At 57.9% G+C, this 17,019-nt stretch carries 16 protein-coding genes; 7 read left to right on the forward strand and 9 right to left on the reverse strand.

From position 1 onward, the window contains the following. The first annotated feature begins 24 nt into the window (after positions 1–24). Positions 25–525 (forward strand): hypothetical protein, encoded by a 501-nt coding sequence (locus BFV97_RS09660; RefSeq protein WP_069300151.1) that lies wholly within the window; start codon positions 25–27, stop codon positions 523–525. A 54-nt stretch (positions 526–579) separates the two neighbouring features. Here BFV97_RS09660 and BFV97_RS09665 read toward each other — a convergent pair whose 3' ends face one another. The 3 genes from BFV97_RS09665 to BFV97_RS09675 all read right to left on the reverse strand — a co-directional run bounded on the left by BFV97_RS09665 (position 580) and on the right by BFV97_RS09675 (position 2,823). Continuing rightward, complete coding sequence (locus tag BFV97_RS09665) at positions 580–756, reverse strand: zinc-finger domain-containing protein (protein WP_069300152.1); 177 nt, start codon at positions 754–756, stop codon at positions 580–582. Positions 757–853: 97 nt separating this feature from the next. Then, complete coding sequence (locus BFV97_RS09670) at positions 854–1,237, reverse strand: HIT domain-containing protein (protein WP_069300153.1); 384 nt, start codon at positions 1,235–1,237, stop codon at positions 854–856. An 11-nt stretch (positions 1,238–1,248) separates the two neighbouring features. Beyond that, entirely contained in the window at positions 1,249–2,823 is a 1,575-nt protein-coding gene (locus BFV97_RS09675; protein WP_069300288.1) for a DUF5928 domain-containing protein, read from the reverse strand. A gap of 170 nt (positions 2,824–2,993) precedes the next feature. Here BFV97_RS09675 and BFV97_RS09680 point away from each other — a divergent pair, with 170 nt between their 5' ends. Beyond that, complete coding sequence (locus tag BFV97_RS09680) at positions 2,994–3,797, forward strand: sulfotransferase family protein (RefSeq protein WP_069300154.1); 804 nt, start codon at positions 2,994–2,996, stop codon at positions 3,795–3,797. 10 nt (positions 3,798–3,807) lie between these two features. Here the strand turns inward: BFV97_RS09680 and BFV97_RS09685 are convergent, their stop codons facing one another. After that, positions 3,808–4,458: a sulfotransferase family 2 domain-containing protein gene (locus BFV97_RS09685; protein ID WP_069300155.1), complete on the reverse strand. Its 651-nt coding sequence runs from the start codon at positions 4,456–4,458 to the stop codon at positions 3,808–3,810. Positions 4,459–4,618: 160 nt separating this feature from the next. Here BFV97_RS09685 and BFV97_RS09690 point away from each other — a divergent pair, with 160 nt between their 5' ends. After that, on the forward strand, positions 4,619–6,250 hold the full coding sequence (locus BFV97_RS09690) for an AMP-binding protein (RefSeq protein ID WP_069300156.1): 1,632 nt from the start codon (positions 4,619–4,621) through the stop codon (positions 6,248–6,250). A 25-nt stretch (positions 6,251–6,275) separates the two neighbouring features. Here BFV97_RS09690 and BFV97_RS09695 read toward each other — a convergent pair whose 3' ends face one another. Further along, positions 6,276–8,027, reverse strand: a complete 1,752-nt coding sequence (locus BFV97_RS09695) for a SulP family inorganic anion transporter (protein ID WP_069300157.1) — start codon at positions 8,025–8,027, stop codon at positions 6,276–6,278. Between the two features lie 291 nt (positions 8,028–8,318). On the opposite strand from BFV97_RS09695, the gene BFV97_RS09700 reads away from it, so the two are divergent. Then, positions 8,319–9,332, forward strand: coding sequence for a hypothetical protein (locus BFV97_RS09700; protein WP_069300158.1), 1,014 nt, complete (start codon positions 8,319–8,321; stop codon positions 9,330–9,332). Positions 9,333–9,493: 161 nt separating this feature from the next. On the opposite strand, the gene rpsD is transcribed toward BFV97_RS09700, so the two are convergent. Both rpsD and BFV97_RS09710 read right to left on the reverse strand, forming a co-directional pair. Further along, positions 9,494–10,114 (reverse strand): 30S ribosomal protein S4, encoded by a 621-nt coding sequence (gene rpsD, locus BFV97_RS09705; protein WP_069300159.1) that lies wholly within the window; start codon positions 10,112–10,114, stop codon positions 9,494–9,496. 173 nt (positions 10,115–10,287) lie between these two features. Then, on the reverse strand, positions 10,288–11,214 hold the full coding sequence (locus BFV97_RS09710; RefSeq protein ID WP_083225583.1) for a lipid A-modifier LpxR family protein: 927 nt from the start codon (positions 11,212–11,214) through the stop codon (positions 10,288–10,290). Between the two features lie 257 nt (positions 11,215–11,471). Between BFV97_RS09710 and BFV97_RS09715 the strand changes: the two genes are divergently transcribed. Next, positions 11,472–11,942 (forward strand): c-type cytochrome, encoded by a 471-nt coding sequence (locus BFV97_RS09715; protein WP_069300290.1) that lies wholly within the window; start codon positions 11,472–11,474, stop codon positions 11,940–11,942. Positions 11,943–12,011: 69 nt separating this feature from the next. On the opposite strand, the gene purU is transcribed toward BFV97_RS09715, so the two are convergent. Further along, the gene (gene purU / locus BFV97_RS09720) at positions 12,012–12,896 is read right to left on the reverse strand and encodes a formyltetrahydrofolate deformylase (protein WP_069300160.1); all 885 of its coding nucleotides are present in this window, start codon (positions 12,894–12,896) and stop codon (positions 12,012–12,014) included. A 148-nt stretch (positions 12,897–13,044) separates the two neighbouring features. Then, positions 13,045–13,935 carry a LysR family transcriptional regulator gene (locus BFV97_RS09725; RefSeq protein ID WP_083225585.1) on the reverse strand — a complete coding sequence of 297 codons (891 nt, stop codon included), beginning with the start codon at positions 13,933–13,935 and terminating at the stop codon, positions 13,045–13,047. A gap of 124 nt (positions 13,936–14,059) precedes the next feature. On the opposite strand from BFV97_RS09725, the gene BFV97_RS09730 reads away from it, so the two are divergent. Both BFV97_RS09730 and BFV97_RS09735 read left to right on the forward strand, forming a co-directional pair. Next, on the forward strand, positions 14,060–15,811 hold the full coding sequence (locus tag BFV97_RS09730) for an acyl-CoA dehydrogenase family protein (RefSeq protein WP_069300161.1): 1,752 nt from the start codon (positions 14,060–14,062) through the stop codon (positions 15,809–15,811). Beyond that, complete coding sequence (locus tag BFV97_RS09735; protein WP_069300162.1) at positions 15,808–17,010, forward strand: CaiB/BaiF CoA transferase family protein; 1,203 nt, start codon at positions 15,808–15,810, stop codon at positions 17,008–17,010. Before BFV97_RS09730 ends, BFV97_RS09735 begins: the two co-directional genes overlap by 4 nt. Positions 17,011–17,019 lie beyond the last annotated feature (9 nt).

The raw sequence follows: 17,019 nt of genomic DNA on the forward strand, positions 1-17,019 counted from the left end.
CCAAACAGTCAGCGACCAGATTAGATGAACCTCCCCTCCAAGGCGATAGCCATTTTGCTGCTTTGCGCACCTTCCGCCTTTGCACAATCCCAGTCGAAAACCTGTGTATTCGATCCGGAGTCGCCGCAAAGCTGCGTGCGCTTCGTCGGGTGCATCGACAATGAGGGGGAATTTTTCCACGGCACCTCTATCGGCCAGACATCCGGCACATTGTCGGGCCGCACCAGCGAGGGCGAAACCTGCTTTGGCACATGGGCCAACGAAAAGGGCAAAACCAGTGGCACCAGCACTTTGACCTGCGGGCCAGAAAGCGCGCGGTTCAAGTATTTCACCCGCAGCAACGACTTTAACGTGGTCTCGGGCGTGGCGGTCTCGGATAAAGGGCGGCGGATGATGTCATGGGCGGGGGCCGACCTTGAGGGGTATCTACAGGTCAAATTTCCCGGCAATGCCAAATCGGGATTTGAATGCGGAGACACTTGGGTGCCGCTGCCCGATATGCCTAAAACGGAAAAAGGCGGCTGACGCCAGTCACCCGCCCGAAGCCACCCCTTTGTCGGGCAGCCATCGCAAACCGCATTAATGTCCGGCGTCGGCGCCGTCTTTGATCACGTATTTACAGTCGCAATAAGGGCATTCGACCCAGCCGGTATCCAGCGGGATTTGCAACCACACCCGCGGGTGGCCGCCGATGCCGCCATCACAGGCCACACGGTAGCTGTCTACTTCTTTCACTTCCGGTGCTTCGATAGTCATATCACTGGTTCCTGCAAGTTGGTGTTCCCCTTCAAATACTGTCAAACGGCCCGAAGGAAAAGGGTATTCTGGCGCTCACCGTCACGGCAGCGCCGGTTCAGGACGCCGGTTTTGCCACCATTCGTCCCATGTTCCGCCCGCCCAGAATATGCACATGCAGATGGGGCACGTCCTGTACGCCGTTTTCCCCGGCATTAGCGATCATCCGATAGCCTTCCCCGTCCGCAGGGGAAACACCCAGCATGTTGCAAACCTTGCCAACGGCCCGCGTGAAATCGAGGATTTCCGCATCCGAAGCGGTATTGGCGAAATGGTCATAGGTCACATAGGGGCCTTTGGGAATCACCAGCACATGCTCGGGGGCTTGGGGTTCAATATCGCGAAACGCCAGCGCGTGATCTGTTTCGAGCACCGTCGTGTTGGGAATTTCACCGCGCAGGATTTTGGCAAAGATGTTCTGATCGTCGTAGGTATAGGCCATGTCTGGTGTCCTTAGTCTGCAAACAAATACGGGGTATGCGCGATTTCGCGCGCTTTGTCTTCGGTGATATCCATGAAAGTGGATATTTGCATGATGTTGTCTTCCGGTTCGTTCCGGTCCGAAATACTGTAAAAGTGGGGATAGTTCCGGTCCCGTATCGCATTGCTTTCATAGGAAAAGTCCATGCGAATGGTGGGGATAATCCGCTTTAGAGTGTCTTCGGAACTGCTGTGGGCGGCAAGACCGGTGCGAATGGCGTGACCGCGCAGGTATTCATCGTCAAAGCTACAGGCGATTTCCAGCACCCGTGTGGTGCAGCGGTCGGAATAGAAATCGTCGAGCAAGGCAATATTGGCCGGATCGGCACAGATCATCAGCCTGTTGGTCGCGGCTTGCTCGAACAACAGCCGCATCACGGCGCGGCGGTGGCGGGCGCGTTTGTCCAGTGTCTTTTCAATACCGCCAAGATCCGGCAGGGCGGTGTCCTGCTCGTCGAACAAATAGGCAAAACCGCGCACACCGGCCACTTGCTCGGCTGATTCCAGCAGCCGTTTGGCCACGTGCCACTTCTTACAAACCAGCACCAGCAGTTCCCGCTCCCGTCCGATGGTGCTTTCCCGCTCCCAGAAACGGGTGGCAAAGCGGCGCCCTTCCCGCCCCCTCGTGGTCAGAAACTTGTAAAGCGTGCGCCCTTCATCCGTGATGTTCAGTTCTACATCCCCACCCGCATAAAGCTGGCCGAGCTTTTCCTTCAGGTCCAGCGCATCCGGAGAGATCTTGCGCGCAAACAGCGAATCCTGCGACAGCAGGAAATCATACTGGTCGTTAAAGAACGTCACCGGCATGCCGTAATCCGAGAACATCAGGAAGGTCAGCGTGCGGTTGACCACTTCTTGTTTCGGAACCAGATGCAGCACGGCAGTCTGAAAAAAGGTTTCATCGGGAATCCACGTGGTTTTGAAAAAACGCACAACATCCGCCCGTTCGTTCACGAAGCGCAAGACAGCCTCTACCGTGCGGCGGCGCAGGCACCACCATTGCGACCCGATCTTGATCTCGATCCCTTTGGGCACATCGCGCTTCAGCCCCAAAGTCTTTTGCAGACGATAGGAATTGTAAAACAGCGCCTTGCTTTTGCGTTCGTTGAAAAAGTGGCGATAGTGCAGCCGGTCTTCTTTCATACCGGTCTTGATCCAGTCACTTTCAAAGAAGTCGTTACACTCGATAAAATCCACATCGTGTTCGTCAAGAAACCTGTGGGCATAACTGGCGGGTTTGATCGCCATACAATCCCCCGACACCATGTAAAAATGGGTGGCATCGGGAAAAGCGGCGTCTGCTGCGATCATTGCATTCAGCGAGCCTTGCACAAGGGACCATTCCCCCCAGCCGCATTTCACCCGTTTGGCAAAGGTCACATTCGGATTGTCGCCCAGCGCATCGGTGATTTCCTTGAAATCCGCAGCACTGGCGCTGGCGTCGAAATGGATCGCAATACAATCCCCCGCAGAGGTCAGCCCTTCGGCCTGCCGGATAATCGCTTCGGGGTCTTTATGGCATAGAAGAATATAGGCAATTTTTGCCATCAGATACATCGCCTGTTTGTTGTCGTGCTACCTCACCCGTTGGTTTATCTGCAAAAATCGCCTCAATAAACACTTTTTCTTGGCAATCTTCCGCCCAAAAGGTAGATCAGACACAACCAACAAACCGTAAAGGCAGGTGCCAAAGGCGCCACAACAGGAGTAGTATTGATATGGGCTTCCCAGGAACCTGGATGACCGAAAGCGAAAGCTTGGTCTATCGCGTGATTCCGAAATGTGCGTGTTCGACTATTGGTCAGATCATGTATTACTCCGACCACGGGCATTACTTTGACGGCGACATTCACGACAGCACCCAAGGGCTGCATAAATGGAGTCAGGACTATTCCCAAAAGCCGATTACCGATCGGGTAAAGGCGCAGGACACCTATACCTTTACCTGTGTACGCAATCCGTATACCCGGATTCTGTCGGCCTTTTTCGACAAAATCTGCGGCATCCAGCGCAATGGCAAACGCTATCGCGGCAATCTGGTGCCCAATATCATCCGCAAATACGGGGTCGAGGTTGAGGGCGATTTCGACCAGATTCAATCCTTTCGCCGGTTCCTTCTGTTCGCGCGGGACACCATCAAATACCGCCGCCCGATGGATCCCGACATCCACTGGTCCGCTGTGTCCGGCCATGCCTCCACGCTGATTGTGAACGGCGGGCGCTATGACAAGGTGATCACCACCGAAAATTTCAAAGAGGGTATGAAAGAGGTCATGAAAAACGTCGAGGTGAAGCATCCTCTCGACATCGACACCATGCCCCGTTTCAACGAAAGCGAAGGCCACGGGCCCAAGCGCGCCCATCCGGTGGAAGATTATTTCGACGACCTGTCCATGCATCTGGTCTATGAAATTTACAAACGGGATTTCGTGCTGTTCAAATATGACGCCACCGACCCCAGCCGCAAGGAACCCTTGTCCGAACCGGATATGGACGAAATCCACGCCAAACTGGGGGAATGACGCGGATCGCCTACCCTTCAAACTGGTAGGCGAAACGCGCGATGTCGGCGGCAAATATATCCGCCACCAGCGCTTGATCAGCGGCGGAGTAATATTGCTGATACGGCCCGCGATCTGACCGGTTTTCATGGGGCGGCTGGGGCAATCTGACACCGACCCCCGCCTCCAGCCGCGCTATATCCTCGGCCAGATTTTCAAGCCGCAGGAACAGGTTGCAGCGTTCCACCCCGTCGCGGTCACTGACATACCGCGCTGCCCCGTCAATGGACAGGGACGCGCGGGTTGTGCGATCATTCAGGAACGTCGAAAAACCCACGCCCTTGGCCAGCGTCACCGCAGGGTGGTCGAAATCCTGCCCCCGCAGCCAGTGGTAATAGCTGACCATCCGGTCCCAGGGATTGCGCACCAGTGTGAACACGAAGTAACGCTCCAATTGGTCCTGATCCACCAGACCGTAAACATCCGCCAGCTTGGAATGTTTCCACAGCCGTCCGCTGGTCTTTACATCCTTCAACCTTCTGCGCCGTTGTTGTGCTTTGGGCGTATCCCCGATCAGGATGTCATCCTTCATCGCCTTCTGCTCCAGCGCAAGCGCAAGGGAGGTGCCCCCCGTTTTCGGGATATGCACAAAGATAAACTGGCGACCGTGGGAAATTATCATAACGGCACGTTAGCGATCCCGCTGCCAACCGCAAGGCAATCGCGAAGGCTTGTCCCCCTTTGTGACCTGCTCCGCCAAAGCGCCGCGAAAATTTTATTGAAAAACAGGCAGCCGCGGGGCATCGTTGCTTTCGCACTTCGACGCTTTGGGAGGAACACATATGGCGCAGATGGCAGATGAAACCGGACTGGACAAAAATCCGGCCAACTTCGTGCCCCTTACCCCGCTCAGCCATCTGGCACGGGCGCGTGATGTGTTTCCCGACCGCACCGCCACTGTCTATCACGACCGCCGCCACAGCTACCGCGAATTTCACGAACGCTGCACGCGGCTCGGCGCGGCACTGGCCGCAAAAGGCATCAAACCCGGCGAGGTGGTCTCGACGCTCTGCCCTAACATCCCCGCCATTGCCGAGGCCCATTTCGGCGTGCCCCTGTGCGGTGGCGTTTTGAACACCATCAACACGCGGCTTGATGCGGATACGGTCGCCTATATCTTTGGCCATGCGGAAACCAAAATCGTTCTGGCGGACAGCCAGTTCCTGCCCCTTGCACTGGACGCCATTGCCCTGATGGACGGCACCCCGCCCGAGGTGATCGAAGTGGCCGACCCCAAGGCAGGCTTTCCTGCCAGTGGCTCCCATATCGAATATGAGGATTTCATCGCCACAGGCGATCCGGACTTCAAATGGCATTTGCCGGACGATGAATGGGACGCGATTTCGCTCAACTACACCTCGGGCACCACAGGACGGCCAAAGGGCGTCGTCTGTCATCATCGGGGCGCCTATCTGATGACAATGGGCACTGCGCTTAGCTGGGAAATCGGGCTGTATCCGAAATATCTGACCATTGTGCCGCTGTTTCACTGCAACGGCTGGAACCACACGTGGATGATGCCATCGCTTGGCGGGCAGATCACCTTTTGCCGTGATATGACCGCCAAGGCGATTTTCGCAGCGATTGCAGCAGAAAAGATCACCCATTTCGGCGGCGCGCCGATCGTTCTGAACACCCTGATCAACGCCAAGCCTGAGGATCGCGCCGCCTTTGATCACACGGTTAACGTCATCACCGCCGGTGCGCCGCCCTCCCCCGCGACGATCAAAGGGGCCGAGGCACTGGGCTTTCGGGTAATGCAGGTCTACGGGCTGACGGAAACCTATGGCCATGTCACCGAATGTGTTGAACCGGACGACTGGGCCGCCCTGCCCGCCGAAGAACGCTATGCAAAAATGGCCCGTGTCGGGGTGCAATACCCGATGATGGAAGACATCGACGTTGTCGATCAGGACACCCGCCAGCCAGTGCCGCGGGACGGCAAAACCATCGGGGAAATCGTCATTCGCGGCAATGCGGTGATGAAGGGCTATTACAAGAACCCCAAAGCCACGGCAGAAGCCTTTGACGGCGGCGCTTTTCGCTCCGGTGACATCGCTGTACGCCATCCGGACGGCTATATCCAGATCACCGACCGGATGAAGGACATCATCATTTCAGGTGGAGAGAATATTTCCTCGGTCGAAGTGGAAAACACGCTGATGTCCCACCCTGCGGTGTCGCTTTGTGCGGTGGTGGCCAGACCGGATGAGCAATGGGGCGAAACCCCTTGCGCCTTTATCGAGCTGAAAGAGGATGCCACCGCCCCAACCCCCGAAGAGATCATCGCCCACACCCGTGCCCATCTGGCCGGATTCAAATGCCCCAAGACGGTGATCTATCAGGAACTGCCCAAGACCAGCACCGGCAAAATCCAGAAATTCGAGCTGCGCAAAATCGCCAAGACGCTCTAGCCGCAACCAACCCCATGCGCAGGGATCAGTCGTCCCTGCGCATCACGTTGTCACATTCCCAGAAGACATCGCGCAAACATCCTTCGCAGATGTTGCGACTAAGGTCGTTCATCGCCGCGCTGACCGCGTCGCTCTTGTTGGAGTGGAGGTTTTCCTCCCCCAGCTCGTCAATCACGTGAAAGCGGTAAAGGCTGTCCACCAGCGGCGGAAACAGGGCGACAATGCGGAAAGACCCGCCTTCGGCCTTGGCGTCCCGTATCGCCTGAATCAGAAAATCCGCCCCTGCCAGATCGGTCTTTCCGACCCCCTTCATATACAGGATCTTGTGAATCTGGCGCGGATCACGGGCGCAGTTTTTCTTATAGGCTTTGGCCACGTTCTCGACGCTGCCAAAATACAGCGGACCATCCAGCCGGAAGATCATAAGCTGCGGGCATTCGGTCACGCCCTGATGCTCTACATTGCGGAACTTGCGGGTGCCATCGGGTTGCAGCACCGGCGCTGTCACCGGCAGTTCGGGATGGGAGCTTTCGTAGATGAACACACACAGCGAGGCGATGACCCCTACATAAATCGCGAAATCCAGTTCGATGAACAGACCGGCGGCCAGTGTCAGCACCAGAATGACGGTCTCGGGACGGCTGCTAGTGATAATGTGGCGCAGTTCGGAAAACTCGATCAACCGATAGGCCACCAGCAGGATCAGCCCCGCCATTGCAGGTTTCGGGATATAGGCGACCCAAGGGGCGATGAAGATCAGGATCAACAACAAAAAGCCGCTGGCAAAGATGCCGGACAAGGGCGTCACGGCGCCTGCGGTAGCATTCACGCCGCTGCGGGTGAAGGAACCGGATCCCGCATAGCACTGGAAAAAGCCGCCAACCACATTGGACAGGCCCTGCCCGATCATTTCCTGACTGGTATCAAAGGTCTCCCGCCGCCGCACCGCAAAGGCGCGACCGATCGAAATCGCCTCCAACGCGCCGACAAGGGCAATCGCAGCCGCACCGGGGGCCAGTTGCACCACGTCCCGCACACTGGGTGTAGGCGGGGCCAGTTGTGGCATCATGCTGGGCAGGGCACCGACCATTTCTACCCCGTGATTGACCGCATCAATCCCGTAGGCCAGCGCGGACCCTGCCAGCAGCGCAATCAGGAACCCCGGCAGTTTGGGCGTGAACTTCTGCATCAAGACAGCCAGCGCAAGCGTGGTGCCTGCAATCAACAGCGCATAAAGGTTAACATCCCCCCAATGCTCCGCCAGCCGCATCAGTCGCTCTGCGATATTGCCGCCCCGCTCTACCACAATCCCCGTCACGCCCGCCAACTGGCTGACCGCGATCAACAACGCCGCCGCCATAGTAAAGGCCGTCATGACCGAGTGGGACACAAATGAGACCAGCCCCCCGAGCCGCGCAAATCCCCCAGCGATCTGGAACAGCCCCACAAGGATCGTCAACGTGAGAGCCATCTCGATATACTGCATGGTTCCGGGGGCTGCGAAATCTGACAGGGTGGTAAACAAAACCGCCGAAATCGCCGTTGTCGGCCCCGAGATCATGATCATCGAAGAGCCGAACAAAGCCGCCACAATCGCCGTGATAATCGCCGTAAACAGCCCGTATTGCGGTGGAAGCCCGGCAATCGTTGCAAAGGCCACGCCTTGGGGCAGCACCAGTGCCGCGTTAATCAGCCCCGCATAGGCATCCGCTGCAACTGTGTTTTTATTGACGCGGGTATACCATTCAAGGGGCGGAAAATACTCTGAATAACGCATGACAGCTTCCGGGCATCAGGAACAAAAAGGAAGGGTGTAGGTCAGCCCCTACGCCTCTTGCCCCAGTATTGCAATCTTTGGCACCAAGGCAAAGCTTACTGGCCCGCAAATAATCGCCCACTGGCCTGATAAGGGGCGACTCTGCCCGCGCAGGGCGGCGCAAAGGGGATATTTCGCGTCAAAGCCCTGCTGACAGCTGATTCTGTGCAAGCCCGAGAATTGCCTACACACATGCAACAAGACGGTGTATGATTCTTGAAAAAACAGGCCACAGGCCGATATAGGCACGCAGTGACAGCGCTCAAGAAATATCAACGGCTCGAGGCAATCGGGCTTTGGAGGGAATCCGAAGCGGATCAACGACGCGAGGTGATCGTGTCCTTTGGTGCGTCCTCACTGGTGTTGTCTGATGCGAATGGCAAACCGCTGACCCATTGGTCCCTTGCCGCCGTGCGCAGCCTGACAGCGGGCGATGGTCCCCGTCTCTACAGTCCGGATCAAAGCGGTTCGGAGACGCTGGAAATCGACGACGAAACAATGAATGGCGCCATCGAAGAGGTGCGCCGCGCCATTCGCAAGACCGGGCCCCACCCCGGCCGGTTACGCTGGGGGCTTGGCGCGGTATTTCTGGCGCTAAGCCTTGGTATTTTGCTGTTCTGGCTGCCGTCGATCTCGGCAGATTACGCAACGCGCATCCTTCCGGCGGCCAAAGCCCATCAGATCGGGCAAAAAGTGCTGCTCCAGACTGATGTTCTGACCGGAACAGCCTGTCAGGACCCTCTGGGACGGGCGGCATTGGAGAAGTTCCAGAACTGGCTGCTGCCCGATGGCGGTGAAATTCATATCGTCGATCTGGGGGCGCGGTTCGCGGCCCATCTGCCCGGTGGTAATATCTTGCTGAACCGTGTGCTGATCGAGGAAAACGCCGGTCCCGAAATCGCAGCCGGTTTCGTGCTGCGCGAACGGGCGATTGCCGCGCAGGATGATCCGATGAAGCGGATGTTCCGCAAAATCGGCACGCGGCGCACCCTGACCTTTATCGCGAACGGGGATCTCCCCGACCAAGCGTTGGCCGGCTATGCCCGTCAGGAACTGACTGCACCTTTGATGCGGGCAGACACGGAAACCCTGCTGGCCGTCTTTAAGGAGGCGCAGATGACCTCTACGCCCTATGCCTATGCTCTGGACAACAGCGGAAAAACCACCGCAGAGCTGATTGCCCGCGACCCCTACCCTGAAAACTACCGGCTGGAACTGAACGACGCGGAATGGATCGCCCTGCAATCCATCTGCGGCGACGACTAAGCGCCCCTCAAAGGCAGGCCGCAGTGCGCGTAAGCGCCGGTAACAGCGGCTCGCTGTACGGCAGGGGCGGTCGGTTTGCATATCTCCGCCCGACCACCGCGCCAACGAAAAAGGCCGCTCCCGAAGGGAACGGCCTTGAATTCTGAATGGTGCGGCGAAGATTAGTTCTTCGCGTAGAATTCCACCACCAGGTTCGGTTCCATCACAACAGGGTAAGGCACATCGGCCAGCCCTGGGGTGCGAACGAACTCGGCGCGCATTTTGCTGGCGTCTACAGTCAGGTATTCTGCAAAGTCACGCTCGTTGCTGCCCAGTGCTTCCATGACCAGCGCCATTTGCTTGGAACGCTCACGTACTTCGATCACGTCACCTTCTTGAACGCGGTAGGACGGGATGTTCACTTTCTTGCCGTTCACTGTCACGTGGCCGTGGTTCACGAACTGACGGGCAGCGAATACGGTTGGAACGAATTTCGCACGGTATACAACCGCGTCCAGACGACGCTCCAGCAGACCGATCAAGTTTTCACCTGTGTCGCCTTTTACACGCTCGGCTTCGGAGTAGATGCGACGGAATTGCTTTTCTGTCAGATCGCCGTAGTAGCCTTTCAGCTTTTGCTTGGCGCGCAGCTGGATACCGAAATCGGACAGTTTTTGTTTGCGGCGTTGACCATGTACACCGGGTCCGTATTCACGACGGTTCACCGGGGATTTAGGACGACCCCAGATGTTTTCGCCCATGCGGCGGTCAATTTTGTATTTGGCAGCTGTACGTTTTGTCACGGCTGTTCTCCTTCTAAGGTTTCGAAGGGCGTTGTCCTTTGGTCTTATCCGGTTTCCCGAAGCCCGACAGGCATCCCCTTGCGGGGGCCACCAACACCAATGAACCGCTTGCGCGGATGGGCGGCTTATAAGCCTTGTGCGGGCGGAGTCAACAGCCCCTGCCCGCCAAATTCTCAAAAATTGAATTTCACGTTGAGGGAACCCGTCACCTGACTGTCGCTTTGGCCTTCAAATTCCTTGCCAAGCCACGTCAGACCATAGAACAGACCGGCACTTTCGCCTTCATAGACAAATCCGGCACGGGCGCGGGGGCGCATGTTTTCAACGGTATAGCCACGGCTCTCGGGCAGCAGCTTGCTGTCACTTACATAGGCGACATCCCCGCCCATCATAAAGCCGAAGCTGCGCGCGTCACTGCTGCGCACATTGGACACCAGATGGCCCGTAACCGGTTCGCGTACGAAAAAGTTGCGCGACAGGTTCCGGCCAAATACGGCATCCATGCCGATACGGGCATAGCTTTCCACACCGGCCTGCGCCTCTGCGAAGGGACGGAACAGGGCATCCCCTGCCCGCAGATCCCTAGAGATTTCGCCCTGCACCGTTGGATAGACCCGATCCCCCAGCTGCTCCCCGAGCATTGCGGGCTGTTGTGCGCCGATCTGCTTGTGCGCCCATTTCTGGAACCGCCCGACACCTGTAGATGGGCCCACAAACACCAGCTCGCCCCCATACGACAGGTTGAACCCGCCCTTTTCATAATGGGTAAAAGCCCCCAGACCGATGACGCCCGCATAGGGACGATCCGGAAAGGCCGATGGCACCGAAAGATCCGCAGGCGCAAGGATTTCGCTGCGCAGCCGGTATTGCATCAGGGCAAACGGCGTATCCGGCATCCCGTCAAGCACCTGTTCCCCGAACGTCACCGAGACCTCATAAGACCCGGTGCGCCAGCGGTCGTTGCCATCGCCCAGAAAATCGTTGTTAAACAGGCGCGACACGCCCACGATATTATCCAGTTTCGGCCAGGCAAAACCTTCGGCCTGTACCTGTCCGGCGTGCATCACGCCCAGTGCTGCAAGAATTGCGACCCGCATCATTTAGTCTCTGCTTTTATTCGTTTTGCCCGTTCTAAAACCATCAGCCACGCCAAGACAGTAGCAAAACCCGCAGCAGGCCGCTTTTCGCACAGGTGTTGCACCACGGCCTTTATTCTTGACATTCCCCCTGCTGGACGCCCTATCGACACAAAAATCAACATCAGGGAGACCCTATGAAACGCAGGAAATACCAGGGCGCACGGCCCTTTTCACAGACGACAAAAGCAGCGCAATCGCGCCTTGCAGGTGCAGTTCTTATGGCGCTACTGACCGCTGCAATACCCGCGCAGGCCCATGACAAAGCCACCGGCGTGGTCAAAGAGCGGATGGATGGCATGGTTATGCTGGCAGGTTCCATGAAGGCCATTGCCCGACAGGTCAAAAGCAAAAACCCCGATCCGGACGCGATTGCAGTGGCAGCACAGGCGCTGCGGGATCATGCCGGCGCTGCGATGCTGGAAGGCTTCCCCGAAGATTCCATTGACGGCCCGAGCGAAGCGCGGCCTGAAATCTGGCAGGACTGGGCGCGGTTTTCTGAACTGGCCGAACGGCTTGCCCTACAGGGCGAAGGTTTGATCCTTGCCGCTGCAAACCCGCCTTCGGGTCAGACACCGGCGGCAGTTCCCCATAATCTCAAATCCTATGCCGTCCTGCCGGTGGACGAGTTGTTCACCCTGACCGCCAAAACCTGCGCTGCCTGCCATCAGGATTTCCGCCTCAAAAAGTAAGCCGCACATCAAATACGGCCCGCCGATCCTGACGTGGCAGCGGGCCGCTCTGCCCCGTCTGGATCGCTCTTATCCCATGCGCTCTGAGGCATAGGAACCGGGAGATGCAGGGAAGACGACGGTTTTCGTGCCGTTCAGGAACACCCGTTGGTGGATATGGGCGTGGATCGCACGGGCGAGCACCTGACTTTCCACATCCCGCCCGAGCGAGACATAATCTTCTGGCGATTGGGCATGGGTCACACGGACAATATCCTGTTCGATGATCGGACCTTCATCAAGATCGGCGGTCACATAATGGGACGTCGCTCCGATCAGTTTCACACCGCGCTGGAACGCCTGTTTGTAGGGGTTCGCGCCCTTGAAACTCGGCAGGAAGGAATGGTGGATGTTGATGATCCGGCCGGACATCTTCTGACACATCTCATCCGAAAGGATCTGCATGTAGCGGGCCAGCACGATCAGTTCCGCGCCTGTGTCTTCGACCACGCCCATAATCCGCGCTTCTGCGTCCGGCTTGTTTTCTTTCATCACCTTGATGCAGTGGAACGGAATATCGTGGTTCACCACTACTTTCTGATAATCCATATGATTGGAAATCACCGCCACAATGTCGATCGGTAGCGCACCGATGCGCCAGCGATACAGCAGATCGTTCAGGCAGTGACCGAAACGGGACACCATGATCACGACCTTCATCTTGACCGCCTCGTCATGGAATTGATAGCTCATGTTGAAACTTGCCGCAGCATCTTTGAACCCATCGGACAGTTCGTCCAATCCGGCGCTGCCCTCTGCGTCAAAGCTGACCCGCATGAAGAAGTTTCCGGTCTCTTTGTCGTCAAACTGGGCAGAGTCGGTGATGTTGCACCCCTGCTCCGCGAGATACCCCGCAATGGCCGCGACGATCCCACGACGGGACTGGCAGGTGACTGTAAGGGCATAAGTGCGCATGGGCGTATCCTTGGGAATTAACGTCGGTTTCGTGCCGGTGTCTAGGCCGCAAATAACGCCGTTTGCAATGGTTCAAATGGTCGGGATCAAGGAAAAAATGCTATTGCCCGCGCCGGTTTATCCCCACAAGCGGACCACAGCGGGACAGTCACAGCACGCCGCGACGCTGCACGTAATTTACGAAGGTCTGTGTAAGGCTGTTATCGCTGCTCGATTGCCAGATCATCTGCACCTCATGCTCTGCGCTTGGCTCTTCAACCTCTATGTAGATGACATCCGCCATCGAAGACCGCGACAGCGAGCGTGGCACCAGTGAAATTCCCATCCCCTGCGCCACCAGCGCGATGACGGTCAGCCAGTGTTGCACGCGATAGGGCGCATAGGGTTGCACATCGGCTGTGCGCAAAAGCGCAACGATCCGGTCGTGATAATGGGCTGCAAATTCGCGGGAAAACACCAGAACTTTCTCGCCCGCCATTTCCGAAATCGAGATCCGGCTGCGCCGCGCAAGCCGGTGTTGACGGGGCACGCAGCACACCAGCCGCTCTGTTTCGATGGTAAAGCTGTTCAGCTCCGCAGGCAGCGGGACAGCGTGGATGAAACCGACATCCGCCCTGCCTTGCAGCAGGCTTTCGATCTGGGTGTTGGTGTTCATTTCGTGCAGATCTAGCGCTGCGGTGGGGTTTTCCTCTTCAAAACTGCGCAGCGTACGCGGCAAATTGCGAAACAGCATGGAGGGCACGAACGACACCCCCAGCGATCCGGCAGCACCCTTGGCCTTTTGTTCCGCCAGCGCACAGGCGGTATCAAGCTGCCCGAGAATGCGGGCGCAATGTTCGGCAAATTCGGCACCCGCAGGGGTCAGGCGGACCCCCTGCTTGCTGCGCTCAAGCAACAGAAATCCCAAGGTTTCCTCAAGATTTCTGATGCTGATACTCAGCGGCGGCTGCGAGATGTTCAGCTTCTCTGCCGCGCGACCGAAGTGCAGTTCCTTACTGAGAATGAGAAACTGCTGAAGCTGGCGGAATGTAATGGCCATAGGGCTCACCCATATCAATTATACTATCGTAAAATACCATATCTGTATTGGAAATAAAATACACCTCCTGCCAACCTGCAAGAAATCAACGATCAGCCAGACCGCCGCCGCGCAAGGAGCCAGTATGACACCGCAAATTCACAAGAACATTCCGGATAGTTCGGGCATGAACGCCTATGACGTGGACACAGCCCTTCAGGATCTGGCGTGGCTTTATCTTGCGCAAGACGACCAAGACCGCTTCCTCCCCGAGCTGGAGCGCATGGGCGCATTGGTGGGAGAGCGTCTGGAGGAACTGGCGCTAACAGCGGATAAGAACCCGCCGACCCTGCAAATCCGCGCCCGCAACGGGGCGGATCACGAAGCCGTCCACAAACACCCCGCCTATGAGGAACTGGAGCGTTATGCCTTTGGGGAATTCGGACTGGCCGCCATGTCTCACCGCGCGGGCGTGTTCGGCGCTGAAACGCCGCTGCCGCCGATGATCAAATACGCGTTGGTCTATCTGTTTGTGCAGGCCGAATTCGGTCTGTGCTGCCCGCTTTCCATGACCGACTCCCTGACCAGAACGCTGGTGAAATTCGGGGATAAGGAACTGGTAGATCAATATTTCGACCAACTTACCTCGCAGGATATGGACCAGCTCTTCCAAGGCTCGATGTTCATGACCGAACAGGTGGCAGGTTCGGATGTGGGGGCGATTGAAACCACGGCGAAACTGGTGGACGGGGTCTGGAAAATCACCGGCGACAAATGGTTCTGCTCCAACCCCGATGCCGCACTTGGTATGGTGCTGGCCCGCCCTGAAAGCGGCGAAACCGGCACCAAAGGGCTTTCGCTGTTCCTGCTGCCCCGCACGCTGCCCGATGGCACCAAGAACAGCTATCGTATTCTGCGGCTGAAGGATAAAATGGGCACCAAATCCATGGCCAGCGGTGAGATTGCCCTCGATGAGGCCACCGCGTTTCTGGTCGGGGACCCCGGTCAGGGCTTCAAGCAAATGACCGATATGATCAACATGTCCCGTCTGGCCAATGGCGTGCGCTCTGCGGGTATGATGCGCCGCGCAGTTGCAGAAGCGTTGTTTATCTCAAAAAACCGCACCGCCTTTGGCAAACGGCTGATTGATCTGCCGCTGATGCGCCGTCAGTTGATGAAAATGCACGTCACCACCGAGCAGGCCCGCTCCATGACTTTCCACACCGCCAAAGTGCTTCAGGCGGCGGATGCAGGGGACAGCGAACAGGCCAAGGTGCTGCGCATCCTGACACCGCTTATCAAGTTCCGCACCTGCCGTGATGCCCGCAAGGTTGCCGGCGACGGCATGGAAGTGCGCGGGGGTTGCGGTTACATCGAAGAATGGTCCGATGCTCGGGTTTTGCGGGATTCCCATCTCGGTTCGATCTGGGAGGGCACAAGCAACATCGTGGCGCTGGACGTGGCGCGGGCGGTACGGCGTGCCGGATCACTAGAGGCATTGCGCAGCTACACCACGCTGTTGCTGGACGAAGCGCAAGACAAGGGAACCTCCACCGAGGACATCCGCGAAATCTTTACCCGTGCTGCCGATTTTCTGGAAGCCGTGGCGGGCAGCAGAGACAGCGAGAACGACGTCCGTGTCGCGGCAACGGCGGTCTACAATGCCACCTCAGCGGTGTTTCTGATCTGGGAACACGCCATGCTGCAACAGCGCGGCACCTATAGCGGGGACCGGCATCTGCTGGCGCAGGCGGTGATCGCACACAAACTTAGCCCGCGGGACCCGCTCGGCCACACCCCTGATGCTGCACTGGACGACGACCAGATCGCCGCACTGCTGGAGCGTGCTCTGGCGGGAGACGTTTTGGCGGCGGCCCAGAAAGTGGCAGCACAATGAGCGCCGCAGTGAACACGGGCGCGCTGAAAGGGCTGAAGGTCATTGATCTGTCCCGCGTGTTGGGTGGACCGTTTGCCGGTCAGATACTGGGCGATCACGGCGCGGATGTGATCAAGGTGGAGCCTCCGGCGGGCGATGAAACCCGCGCTTGGGGGCCACCGTTCCACGAGGAAACCGCCTCTTATTTCATGGGGTTGAACCGCAACAAACGCGCCCTTGCGCTTGATCTTGGCCGCGAGGAAGGCCGTTCGGTGCTGCTGCGGCTGCTGGAAGATGCGGACATCTTGCTGGAGAATTTCAAAACCGGAACACTTGAGAAATGGGGCATCGGCTATGACGTCCTGTCAGAACGGTTTCCGGCCCTCATTCATTGCCGCGTCAGCGGGTTTGGCGCCGACGGCCCCTTGGGTGGCCTGCCGGGATATGACGCAATTTTACAGGCTATGGGCGGCTTGATGAGCGTTAACGGCACGCAGGACAGCGGACCCACCCGCGTCGGCCTGCCGGTGGTTGATATGGTCACTGGTCTGAACGCGGTTCAGGGCATCCTGCTGGCGCTGCACCATCGCAGCACCAGCGGCAAAGGCCAGTTCGTAGAGGCGGCGCTGTATGACAGTGCCTTGTCGCTGCTGCATCCCCATGCAGCAAACTATGCCATGTCAGGCAAATTGCCGAGCCGCACCGGCAACGACCATCCCAATATCTCGCCCTATTCGACCTATGCGACAGGCGGGCGTCCGGTCTATCTGTCCGTTGGCAACAACCGCCAGTTCGCGCGGCTTTGCGATGTGATCGGCGCACCCGAAATTCTGGCGGATCCCCGCTTTACCTCGAACGAGTTACGGGTACGCAACCGCGCCGACCTGCGGGTCGCGCTGGAAACCGCACTGGAAGATTTCGACGGCGCGGAACTGGCCCATGATCTGATCCGTTCGGGGGTGCCCGCCGGACCCGTGCTTGACATCGCAGAGGCGCTGACCCATCCCCACACCGCACACCGCGAGATGACCGTGGACATCGGCCCCTACCGCGGCCTCGGATCGCCGGTGAAACCCGCCGACACGCCGGCCAGTTTCCGCAGCCAGCCGCCGAAATTTGCCGAACACCGAAGCGAAATCCTGACCGAAGCGGGATTTTCAACCGCCGAAATTGACGATCTGGCCGCACAGGGCATCACCCCTGACACGCGCACCGGATAAGTCACCGCG

The organism is Neptunicoccus sediminis (genome assembly GCF_001719615.1).
Lineage (GTDB): Bacteria > Pseudomonadota > Alphaproteobacteria > Rhodobacterales > Rhodobacteraceae > Amylibacter > Amylibacter sediminis.